The sequence below is a fragment of the Lentzea xinjiangensis genome (genome assembly GCF_900110955.1).
GTDB lineage: Bacteria > Actinomycetota > Actinomycetes > Mycobacteriales > Pseudonocardiaceae > Lentzea > Lentzea xinjiangensis.
Window position 1 is genome coordinate 35624 of sequence record NZ_FOFR01000005.1, and the last position, 9440, is coordinate 45063.

At 72.6% G+C, this 9440-nt stretch carries 11 protein-coding genes; 4 read left to right on the plus strand and 7 right to left on the minus strand.

The annotated features are described in order from the left end of the window. Window positions 1-109: 109 nt before the first annotated feature. A complete protein-coding gene (locus BMW88_RS14045) occupies window positions 110-1204 on the plus strand; it encodes a helix-turn-helix transcriptional regulator (protein ID WP_177221098.1) in 1095 nt (364 codons plus the stop codon). Here the strand turns inward: BMW88_RS14045 and BMW88_RS14050 are convergent, their stop codons facing one another. Further along, a complete protein-coding gene (locus BMW88_RS14050; RefSeq protein ID WP_245777773.1) occupies window positions 1205-2119 on the minus strand; it encodes a ParB/RepB/Spo0J family partition protein in 915 nt (304 codons plus the stop codon). Window positions 2120-2177: 58 nt separating this feature from the next. After that, on the minus strand, window positions 2178-2570 hold the full coding sequence (locus BMW88_RS14055; protein ID WP_089951156.1) for a CoA-binding protein: 393 nt from the start codon (window positions 2568-2570) through the stop codon (window positions 2178-2180). A gap of 116 nt (window positions 2571-2686) precedes the next feature. Here BMW88_RS14055 and BMW88_RS14060 point away from each other — a divergent pair, with 116 nt between their 5' ends. Then, window positions 2687-3112, plus strand: coding sequence for a YciI family protein (locus BMW88_RS14060; RefSeq protein WP_089951157.1), 426 nt, complete (start codon window positions 2687-2689; stop codon window positions 3110-3112). Between the two features lie 15 nt (window positions 3113-3127). Here the strand turns inward: BMW88_RS14060 and BMW88_RS14065 are convergent, their stop codons facing one another. Both BMW88_RS14065 and BMW88_RS14070 read right to left on the minus strand, forming a co-directional pair. Further along, complete coding sequence (locus BMW88_RS14065) at window positions 3128-3922, minus strand: PucR family transcriptional regulator (RefSeq protein ID WP_089951158.1); 795 nt, start codon at window positions 3920-3922, stop codon at window positions 3128-3130. Between the two features lie 113 nt (window positions 3923-4035). Next, on the minus strand, window positions 4036-4953 hold the full coding sequence (locus tag BMW88_RS14070) for a PucR family transcriptional regulator (RefSeq protein WP_143116071.1): 918 nt from the start codon (window positions 4951-4953) through the stop codon (window positions 4036-4038). A 108-nt stretch (window positions 4954-5061) separates the two neighbouring features. Here BMW88_RS14070 and BMW88_RS14075 point away from each other — a divergent pair, with 108 nt between their 5' ends. Both BMW88_RS14075 and BMW88_RS14080 read left to right on the plus strand, forming a co-directional pair. Beyond that, window positions 5062-5772 (plus strand): Crp/Fnr family transcriptional regulator, encoded by a 711-nt coding sequence (locus BMW88_RS14075; RefSeq protein ID WP_177221099.1) that lies wholly within the window; start codon window positions 5062-5064, stop codon window positions 5770-5772. Window positions 5773-5800: 28 nt separating this feature from the next. Beyond that, entirely contained in the window at window positions 5801-6223 is a 423-nt protein-coding gene (locus BMW88_RS14080) for a DUF6069 family protein (RefSeq protein ID WP_089951161.1), read from the plus strand. Window positions 6224-6278: 55 nt separating this feature from the next. On the opposite strand, the gene BMW88_RS14085 is transcribed toward BMW88_RS14080, so the two are convergent. From BMW88_RS14085 to BMW88_RS14095, 3 genes are all read right to left on the minus strand, one after another. Further along, window positions 6279-7280, minus strand: a complete 1002-nt coding sequence (locus BMW88_RS14085; protein WP_089951162.1) for a beta-ketoacyl-ACP synthase III — start codon at window positions 7278-7280, stop codon at window positions 6279-6281. 284 nt (window positions 7281-7564) lie between these two features. After that, a complete protein-coding gene (locus BMW88_RS14090; protein WP_089951163.1) occupies window positions 7565-8239 on the minus strand; it encodes a helix-turn-helix transcriptional regulator in 675 nt (224 codons plus the stop codon). Window positions 8240-8778: 539 nt separating this feature from the next. Further along, entirely contained in the window at window positions 8779-9210 is a 432-nt protein-coding gene (locus BMW88_RS14095; protein WP_089951164.1) for a glycosyltransferase, read from the minus strand. Window positions 9211-9440: the final 230 nt, after the last annotated feature.

Here is a 9440-nt window from a genome sequence, read left to right on the forward strand (position 1 = left end):
CCGACCGCTCGAGTTAGCCCCAGTTGATCGTCAATCTCCGGCCAAATCGTGGACATCCGGCTCCTGGTCGTTTGAACCCGTCCACACTGCCGGGGAGGGGGTGAAGCCGTTGCCACCCACGTTCGCACAGGAGGTTCGCCGCCTGCGCAACGAGCGCGGGCTGTCGCTCAACGAGATGACCGGCCTCGTACCGTACAGCAAGGGGCACATCAGCAAGATCGAGAACGGTCAGGTCCAGCCGAACCCGGCGATGGCCCGCGTCTTCGACGACGCCCTGCGGGCGGGAGGGCGGCTGATCGAGCTGGCCGCCGCGCCGGCGCGCCCGATTCCCAGCGACCACACCACTTTGCTGACCTACGACTCGATGTTCGAGCACCACCGGACGCTGGGGCACCGCCTCAGTCCCGAGGTCGTGCTCGCGAGCCTGCGCCCCCAGGTCGAGGTGCTGAGCTCGATGGCGCGCTCGGCCGACGACCCCGGCCTGGCCAGGGGCCTGTGGCTGCTGGCGGCGCGGTACGCCGAGTACGCGGGCTGGATGGAGCAGGAGAAGGGCGACGACGCCTCGGCCGCCGAGCTGACCCGGCGGGCCGTCCATTACGCCGCGAAGGGTGGCGACCTGGAGCTGGAGGCGTACGCGCTGGTGCGGGCGGCGGAGTTCGCCCTCTACAAGGGAGATGCGCGCGCGACCGTCGATTACGCCCGCCGGGCGGGAAAATCCCGGTTCCCCCTTGTGCAAGCCGTTGCCGCGCAACGCGAAGCCCAGGGTTATGCGCTCGCGGGCGCCGCCGAGCGGTGCCAGGCCGCCCTGGACCGGGCCGCGCTGCTGCAACAGGCCGTCAGCGAGTCCCGGTACGGCACGACGAGCCTGGTCGACCAGGTGGCCATCGCGCGGGCGTGGTCGTTCCACGACCTGGGCCGCCACGCCGAGGCCGCCGAGATCCTGGACGAGCAGATGCCGCTGATCGCGCCGACCGCCCTGCGCGCCCGCACCCGCTTCGGCCTGCGCCGCGCCCTCGCCCACGCCGAGGCGGGCGATCTCGCCCACGCCTGCGAGCTGGTCGTCGGTCTGCTGGACGACATCCGGCAGGTGAAGTCGGCGACCGTCCACATCGACCTGACGGCGTTCAGCAGGCTGCTGGCCCGCCTGCGCCCGGCGGCGGGGCGCGAGGTGGCGCGCGAGATCAGCGACATCCTGTTCGTCTGATCAGACGGCGGTGCGCTGGTTCTCCCGCTCCAGCGCCTCGGCCATCTCGGCCCACGCCTCGGCGCACCCGCGGGCCATGTCCGCCACCAGCTCCCGGCAGTGCGACGGCACGCCGGGCACGACGGTGGCCCACTCCCCCGGCGCCACCGCGTGGGTCTCCAGCCAGCGCAGCACCAGCCGGCCGTGCTCGGTGAACCGCAACGAGGGGTCGCGCCGCAGGATCGGCAGGGTGGCGCCGGGCGCGCGAACCTCGGTGCGCGCCACCGGCGCGTCACCCCCGGCGCGTTCGGCGGCCCGCATCCGCTCCGGCACGGGGTCGAGGCCCGCGCTCAACCGGCGCCGCACGTCCCGCACGGTTCCGGGCGACACCCCGGCGGCCCGCGCGATGTCGCGCAGGGAGGCGTCCGGCCGTTCGGTGATCATCTGACCGGCCAGCCGGCGTCCCGCGGCGGAGTTGACGGGCCTGACCTTGCCGTCCCGGCCGACCCGCACGGCGGCCTGCCCGCCGACCGCCCGGCGCAGGACGCCGACGGACTTGGCCGCGAGGCCGGTGGACGCCGCGATGGCGCGATCCGACCGCTGCGGGTGCGAGCGCAGCAACCGCCGCGCCGCCGCCTCGCGGTCCGCCGTCGACAACGTGGCGACGTTCATGGACACGGACAGGCCGAACACGTCCTCGGCGGGTCCGTCGACGTACTCGACCTCGACGGACCGGCAGCCGCGCAGCGCCGCCGCCTTCAGCCGGTGTGCGCCGTCCACGACCCTCATGGTCGGGCGGTGCACCACGATCGGCCGCAGCTGCGCGCCGGACGAGGCCAGCGACCGGACGAACTCCTCGCTGAAGCCGCCCAGCCGCGGCGACTCCGCGGGCAGCAACGCGTTGATGTCGATGAGCATGCGAAACCAGGCCCCCACGCTGATGGTCCCCGGAACCCCCATGCCCGGGGACGACCTCAGCAGGTTAACCAGTCGTTCAACGGGAGCGCCACTCGATCGCCGGACAGACGTCCATCACCATGCGCAGCCCGGCGTCCTTGGTCCGCCGGTAGGCGTCGTGGTCGACCACGCCGAGCTGGAACCAGACGGCCTTCGCGCCGATGGCGACGGCCTCGTCGGCGAACCGGCCCGCGTCCTGCGAGCGGCGGAACACGTCGACGACGTCGACCGGGAACGGGATGTCGGCGAGCGAGGCGTAGCCCTGCTCACCGTGCACGGTCTCCGCCGACGGGTGCACCGGCACGATCTTCTTGCCCCGTTGCTGCAGGAACCTGGCGACGCCGTGGGCCGCGCGGGACGGGTTGTCCGACAGCCCCACGATGGCCCAGACCTGGCAGTTCTCGAGGATCCAGTCGACGTCTTCGTCCATGCGGTCCAGCGTAACCCTGTGACGCCGATCACATCTGCGGCAAGCTCGTCGAAACGGGGCGCCACCGGTCGACGCGTCGGTAGAAACACATCGGACACCGGGCAGAGGAGATCGAGATGCGGTTCATGGTCATCGTCAAGGCCAGCCCCGAGAGCGAGAACGGGCAGATGCCCTCCGCCGAGGAGCTGGCCGCGATGGGCGACTTCAACGAGGAGCTCGTGAAGGCGGGCGTGATGCTCGCGGGCGACGGCCTGTACCCGAGCGCGAAGGGCGCGCGGGTCCGGTTCGACGACAAGGGCTCGACGACGGTCGTCGACGGCCCGTTCACCGAGTCGAAGGAGCTCATCGCCGGGTTCTGGATCTGGGAGCTGCCCTCGCTCCAGGACGCCGTGGAATGGCTGAAGAAGGCGCCGTTCCGCGCCGGCGAGGTGGAGATCCGGCAGGTCCACGGCGCCGAGGCGTTCGAGGAGGTCATGACGCCCGAGCTGCAGGCGCAGGAGGACCGCCTGCGCGAGCAGATCACCGCCCGGAACCCCCAGTAGCACCGGCCGGCGTCCTCAGCCGGTGCGCGGCAGCGGCACCTGCGGGGTCGAGTGGGCGGTCAGGGCGACGCTCAGCGTCAGCAACTCGCGCGGCGAGGTCGGACGGCAGCCCGTGAGCCGTTCGACCAGCCGCAGGCGGTGGTCCAGCGTGCTGCGGTGGATGTCCAGCCGGCGTGCCGCGGCCGTGCGGTTGCCGTCCTCGGCGATGAACGCGCGCAACGCGTCGAGCAACGGCCGCCGCGCGACGACGGGCTGGATCGTGCGGACGAGCCGCTCGGCGATGCGCGGCTGGCGCAGGACCGCGAAGTCCGCCAGCACGGTGCGCAGCTCGTAGACGCCGGGCGCCCGGCCGTACCCGATCCGCAGGACGTCCGCGGCGGTGGCGCGGGCGGTGGCGAGGTCGTGCCGCGGTGCCCACGCGACCGCCATCCAGACCTCGGCACCGATCCGGTCGTGCAGGTCGCGCGCCAGCGCCACGTGACCGTCCTGCGCGCACGGCAGCAGGACGTAGCCGCCGCGATCGCCGTCGAGCACGAGCGCGTCCTCGTGGTCCGGCACGGCGGCCGCCACCTCGGCGGCACCGTCCTCTGTGGACGAGCAGTACGCGATCACCGCGTAGGCGAGGGCCAGACCACCGGAGGACCCGTTGTCCTGCCCGGAGAACAGCGACCCGGAGAGCAGTGAGCCGGAGAGCAGCGACCCGGCGAGCCGGCGGCGGGCCTGCACGTCCTCGACCGGGGGGAGGGCGTACGGGCGCAGGATGTCCCGCAGCACGTCGGTGAGTGGTCTGCCTTCCGCAACGGTGGTCACGCGTCGCCTCCCTGTGCGCCTGCCGTGTCGCTGCGCAACGGTAGGCAACGGCCGGGAACCGGCCCAGACGGCTTGGGAGAGCCTTAACGTTGCGCCGGCGGCCGGTGCGCCGGTCAGCCCCTCGCGCCCGCGCGGCTCATGCCGATCGCGGTGCCGAGAACGGCGAGGTCACGGGGGTTGACCGGGCTCAGCCCGGTGAGCTGCTCGACCTGCCACAACCGGTAGTCGATCGTGCTGCGGTGGATGAACAGCTTCTTGACAGCTACCGCCCGGTTCCCGTCGGCCTCGATCAGCGCCAGCACGGTCTCCACGAGAACGGCGTTGCCCAGCAACGGCGCCACCACCCTGGTGAGCTCGTCGCGGGCCTCCGGTGTCTGCGCGACGGCGCTTTCGAAGAGCACGTCGTCGATCCGGTACACCCCCGGCGGCCGGCCGAGCGACGCGACGAGGCCGTCGACCTCGTCGACCTCGCGGCGTGCCAGGGGAACGCGGGCGGCCGGCCGTTCCGCGACGCACAGCCAGACCTCGCCGCCGAGCTCCGCGCACACCTCGCGGCACAGCGGCAGCGCCACCACCTCCGCGACCGGCAGGAGCAGGTGGCCCGAGGACGACCTGAGCACCGTCCCGCGCCGCCGGAAGGCGTTCACCACCTTGTCCACCGCCGCCCCGCGCACCGAGACGACCGTGTAGGAGGCGGCGGCGCCCCCGGGCGCGCTGCCCGCGAGCACCGCGTCCGCCAGGCCGTCCTCGCCGGTGAAGAACGCGGCCATCAGCCCGGCGGTCAGCGCGGTTCCGGCGGCGGCCAGCGCGCGGGCGTCGCCACCGTCGTCGAGCATCGCCCCGGTCAGCGCCCGGTCGGCGGACCGCAGGGCGGCGACGACCCGGGCGACGGGAAGTTTCGCCGCGGCCAGCCGGGTGCCGACGCGGTGTGCGGCCGTCTCCGCCGCGTCCTCCCAGCCGCCGCCCGTCGCGGCGGCGCGGTAGACGGGGAGGAACTCCTCGTGCAGCAGATGGCCGACGTCGAACAGCACGGGTCCCTCCCCTCTCCGCACCTCTGCAGGAAATCAGCGCGCAACCTGGGGAAAACCCCACAAAGTCCCCAGCGCCACGCCAGTTCCGCCCGTCCTACCGTCGGGCGCATGGCACCTCAGCTGCTCGCTCCGGCGCGGCCGCCGATCCTCGCGCCGTCCACCGAGGCGTGGCATGAGTTCACGCGCGCCCTGGAGCCCGTCGAGTTCCGCCGCGGCGACGTGCTGCTGCGGCTCGGCGTCCCCGCCGAAGAGCTGTTCGTGATCCGCGCGGGCAAGGCGAAGACCTGCTGCGCCTCCCCCGACGGCCGGGAGCTGGTGCTGGACTTCCACTGCGCGGGCGAGCTGCTGGTGGAGCCGGCGCTGTTCGACGCGGCGCCGTCGGTGTCGACGACGATCGCGGTGACCGACGTGCAGGCGGGCCGGATCGCGCGGGCCGACCTCGCGCGGTGGCTGGCGCTGTGCCCGGAGATCACCGAGCGGCTGCTGCGCGCCATCGCCCGCCGGCACCGCGAGTCGCACCGGATGCGCATGGACGTGGTGCAGCTGGACGCGTCCGCGCGGCTGGCGAAGGCGTTGCTGCGCCTGGCGGGGCGGTTCGGCACCGACCGGCGCGGCACGCTGCTGATGATCGAGGACCTGACGCAGGAGGAGCTCGGCCAGTACATCGGGGCGCGCCGCGACACGGTCAACAAGACGCTCTCGGAGTTCGCCCGGCGCGGCTGGATCGCGATCGAGCGCAAGACCATCTTCCTCACCGACCCCGCGCAGCTGTCCCGCCGCGTGCGGGTGGGGACGCCCGCTGTGCCCCCGCAGCGGTGATCACCGTCAGTTCACGAGGAGTTCCCGCATGTCAACGGAAACCAAGACCAGCACGGGCAAGGTGGTGCTGGGTGTCGCCGCCGCGGTCGTCGTGGCGTCGATCGGCAACGCGATCGTGTCCTGGGTGGCGCGCGAGCTCGGCGCCGACCCGGCCGCCGTCGAAGGCTTGCAGCCCAAGGCGTACGTGGTGCTGACCGCGCTCGGCGTGGTCGTCGCGGCCGTCGCGTGGGCGGTGATCCGCCGGCGTGCGGAAGATCCCGCCCGCACGCTCGGCAGGCTGGTGCCCGTCGTGGTCGTGCTGTCGTTCCTCGCCGACGTCCCGTTGTTCTTCCTGCCCGGTGCCTCGGTCGTCGGCGTGGTCGCGTTGATGGTCATGCACGTCGTCGTGGCGGCGGTCGCCGTGCCGATCTTCCACCGCGTGCTGCCGGTGCGCACACCTGTTGACGCGTAGGAGCTTTCTCATTCGACCGGCCGGGGGGCCTTCCGCTCCCCGGCCGGTCGCGCGTTCACTCCGCGAGAGCGAGGTCCGGCCACACCAGGGTCGTCGCTCCCCAGGTGAGGCCGCCGCCGAACGCGGTGAGCAGCACCTTGTGCCCGGCGCGCAGCTCGCCGGACCGCACGCCGTGGGCGAGGGCCAGCGGGATCGAGGCGGCGGAGGTGTTGCCGACGTGGGTGATGTTGGAGATGAACCTGTCGCGCGGCACCTCCAGCTCCTCGGAGACCGCGTCGAGGATCCGCGTGTTGGCCTGGTGGGCGATCACCCTGTCCACCTCGGACGCCGCCCAGCCCTGCCGCTTGACGGCGGTGCGGGAGGCGGCGGACATGCGCGCGACCGCGTTCGTGAAGACCTCGCGGCCCTCCATCTGGAAGAACTTGTCGCCGTGCGGCACGATGCCGCGCGAGGAGCGCTGCCGCGACCCGCCGGCGGGCACGGTGATCAGGTCGGCCAGCTCGCCGTCGGAGCCGAGGTCGAACGGCCCGAGCGCGCCGGGCTCGCCGGGCGAGCCCGCCCGCAGCACCACCGCGCCCGCGCCGTCGCCGAAGATGACGGACGTGGTGCGGTCCTGCGGGTTGAGGATCGTGGAGTAGGCGTCACCGCCGATCACGAGGAGGCTGTCCACGATCCCCGCCGTGATGAGCCCGGTCCCGACGCCGAGCCCGTACACGAAGCCCGTGCACACGGCCGCGATGTCGAACGCCGGGACGTCGACGAGGCCCAGCCGCGACGCGATCTCCGGCGCCGTCGCGGGGCAGGGCCTGTCCGGTGTCGTGGTCGCGAGGACCACCGCGCCCGCGCCCGGCACGCCCGCCGACCGCAGGGCCCTCCTCGCCGCCTCGACCGAGAGGTCCGAGGTCGCCATGCCGGGTTCGACCACGTGCCGCGTGGTGACCCCGATCCGCGTCCGGATCCACTCGTCGGTCGTGTCCAGCTTGGCTGTCAGCTCGTCGTTGGTGACCACTCGCGGCGGGAGCCACGACCCGAGTCCCGCGATCACCGCTGCGCGCATTCTCCGACCTTCCTCACCGGTTGTCCGCCGGCCCTCCGCGCGGGAGGTGGCGGGGTAAACCCCTGGAACACCACGGATCGCTGGAACCGTTCAACGGCCGGCCCGCCCGGCGGCGGGGACGTGGTCGCGCTGTCGCCTGGCCGCTGGTCCCGCCCGGCCCGCTGATCGGTTCCGGCAGGACGTCGTCGTCCTCGTCATGACCGCCCCCGACCCCGGCCGCGGTGTGCGCGGCGAGGTCAGCGCCCGCGCCGGTGCCGCACCCCTGTCCCGGCCGCGGGTCGTCCTCACTTGATGAAGTCGGGCGAGACCCGGGGCGGCCAGCTCGCGACGCTCAGCACGCCGAGGCTGTAGGCGCGGGACACCAGAGCGGCGCGGTTGGGGGCCTTGAGCTTCTTCAGCATGGTGCCGACGTGGTACTCGACGCCCTGGCGCGACAGGAACAGCCGCGACGCGAGCCGCACGGTCGACTCGCCGGTGGCGATGCCCTCCAGGATCCGGGCGTCGAGGTCGCTCAGGATGCGGTTGCGGTCGACGACGACGGCGTTGGGCTGCTCGCCCTTCTCCGGGTTCACGACGACGACGAACTGCACGAGGTCGCCGTGCACGTCGTGGACGGCGATGCCGGTGATGTCCCCGGTGAACACGGTGTGGCGCGGGCCGATGCCGGCGAGGTGCTCGACGAAGCGCTGGCGGCGGCCCTCGACGAGGCGGTCGAACTGCTTGCGCATCGGGCCGTGCACGCCGGGGTGCAGCAGCTCGTAGAAGCTGCGGCCGAGCAGCGACTCGCGGGAGTGGCCGAACCGGGCCACGAAGTCGTCGTTGGCCTCGACGACGCGCAGCTGCAGGTCCAGGCGCGCGAGGCACAGGCCGGAACGCTCCAGCAACGAGCGGAACACGTCGGCGTCCGGAACGGCGGTGGTGTGTTCAGGTGCGAGAGAACCAGCGGCAACAGTGGGCATCGGGAAGCTTCCCTCTCGATTCGACGAACGCGGCGTTCCGCGACAGCAGAAGAGGAAGTTGAGGTGGCCGCCGGGAGATCTGGGTTATTCCCGGAATCCGACCTCGACGGGGTGAATCGTAGGAAGATTCCGGGAACCCGGTCAACGAGAGCATGAGGGGTGGCCCCTGATGTTGTGGTCGGGGTGCGTCGGGGGTTCGGGAAGGCACCCGCGCATTTCGGTAGGACGTTTCGGGTGCGTCTCACCTGATCGGACCAGCGACACCGCGCTGACCAGCGCGGATCCGCCGCGCTCACTACCCGCGGCACCGCGCGGTAATTGAGACGCCGGTCAGTTGTGCGAGATGTGCGCACCGGGGAATCCCCTGACGTGTAGCCGGTCTCACACCGGCGGCGAACGGACCCGGTGAGTTCGCCCGCGATTCCGCCGTTCGTAACAGTGCGGACGGCCGGACCGGCCACTTCGAATTCGGTGCGGGGCGCTTCGGAAAATTCCGGGCGAATTACCGGCGGGTTCTTCCGCGATTCTCCGGCGGCGGCCTAGTACGCCGCGACGCGGCCGGGCACCACCCGGTAGAGGCTCGGCTTCTCGGGCAGGAAAGCGAGCCCGAAGCGGCTGAGGAACTCGCCGAACGACGCGTCGACGAAGTCGTCGTCGGGCAGCCCGTCCCACGTCTCGGCGGCGGCCCTCGCGACCTCGCTCGCCGTGGAGTCGTAGACGACGAGGTCGGGCCGGTCGTCGGCGAAGTAGCCGCGGGCCACGGAGACCGGCGACGAGCTGTCGTCGAGGAAGCCCACCACGTCCCAGCCGCCGGTGGCCTCGCTCAGGGCGAGGCGGGCGGCGACCTCGGAGGAGGTGGCGTAGGTGACGCGGTAGCCGCGCCGCACCAGTTCCTCGATCACCGCGAGCGCCGGGAGCGCCTGGCCCTGCGCGGGATTGGCGAAGATCGCGACATGCCGCCGTCCCGTCATCTGTGAGGACCACCCTTCTGCGAACGACGAGCTGCCACCTGCCGTTGTACGGCATCCGATGCTCGGGAATCTTTCACTTTCCTCTGTGCGCGGACCGGGATCGCTTCCCGTCGTGACAGGGCCCGTCGGGTGGCGGGACGCGGCCGCGGCCGACGCCGGTGTGGCGGGCCGGCAGCCCGTGGCCGCCGGCCCGCCACACCGATCACCGGTGACGTGCCCCGTTCCCTCGC